We start from the raw sequence: 1,043 nt of genomic DNA, 5'->3' as shown, positions 1-1,043 counted from the left end.
CGATTCGTGGCGGTCCGGCTGCCGACGCCTCCACCGCCGCTACGAGCGAAAGCCGGAATACTTCCTTGCCTTCACTGCCATCCCAGCGGTGCCGGCCCAGCCGTTGGGAGGACTCGATGCCCTTGCGGGCGATGCGGTGCCGGATGCCGCGGGAGGACAGCCACCGTCGGAGGTGCTGATAGTCGTAGCCCTTGTCTCCGTGCAGCTTTCCGGGTCGGCGGCGTCGGGGGCCGCGACGTGAGCGGATGGGTGGGATGCCGCGGACCAGCGGGACGAGGGCCTGGCTGTCGTGGAGGTTTGCGCCGGAGATACCGATCGACAGGGGCAGGCCACGGCGGTCAACAATAAGGTGGATTTTCGATCCCGCTTTGCCACGGTCGGTCGGATTCGATTCGGTCCCGCCAGCTACCCCGTTTGAGGGCCCGGACGCTAACGGAGTCGATCGCGCATCGCGACCAGTCCAGCTCGCCGCGGGAACCGAATTCGTCCAGGACCAGACGGTGAAGCTTGGCCCACACCCTGGCCTCGGTCCATTCGGTGAACCGGCGGAAGGCGGTCACTCCCTACAGTCCGAAGCCTGGTGGCAGCTGGTTCCAGGTGCATCCCGAGGTGGCCACGAAAATGATCGCGGCCAACACCTGACGCATCCCTCTCCGACGGGCTCCTCCGCCTGCGGGCGTTCTGGTGCTGGCGGGTCCACCCGCTGGAACAGCTCCCACAGATCTTCCGGCGCCATCCGTTCGAGCACAGCAGTCATCGCCCCCGCACCACAGCAGTTGCAATCATCGACTTGCTGACAATGATCAGCCATGCTCCGGCTCCACCCAAACAACCGCCGAACTGATCGTGCCCGGCCCAGCTCTGTCGACGGAGCGGTCCTCAGAGAAGAAGCACGAGCCAGTCGGCTCCCCAAACCTGTCCTTGTGGCTTGCCGATGACGACCAGGGCGCCAACGAAGCTGATCTGGCCGATCGCGGTGGTGACGGTGGCCAGTGCCTGCTGCTCGTAGCTTCACCACCTCGGCGTACAAGCTCGTCGAAAAC

General features: G+C 65.5%; 2 pseudogenes. One reads left to right on the top strand and one right to left on the bottom strand.

What is annotated here, in order from left to right:
* Positions 1 to 88, top strand: a pseudogene (locus AB0N17_RS46900) (IS5/IS1182 family transposase); the annotation flags it as partial.
* On the opposite strand, the pseudogene AB0N17_RS46895 reads toward AB0N17_RS46900, so the two are convergent.
* Positions 83 to 757, bottom strand: a pseudogene (locus AB0N17_RS46895) (IS5 family transposase); the annotation flags it as partial. The pseudogenes AB0N17_RS46900 and AB0N17_RS46895 overlap by 6 nt on opposite strands.
* Between the last annotated feature and the right edge of the window lie 286 nt (positions 758 to 1,043).

Source organism: Streptomyces sp. NPDC051133 (assembly GCF_040682635.1).
Classification (GTDB): Bacteria; Actinomycetota; Actinomycetes; order Streptomycetales; family Streptomycetaceae; genus Streptomyces.
This window is presented reverse-complemented; position numbering and strand designations above follow the sequence as displayed.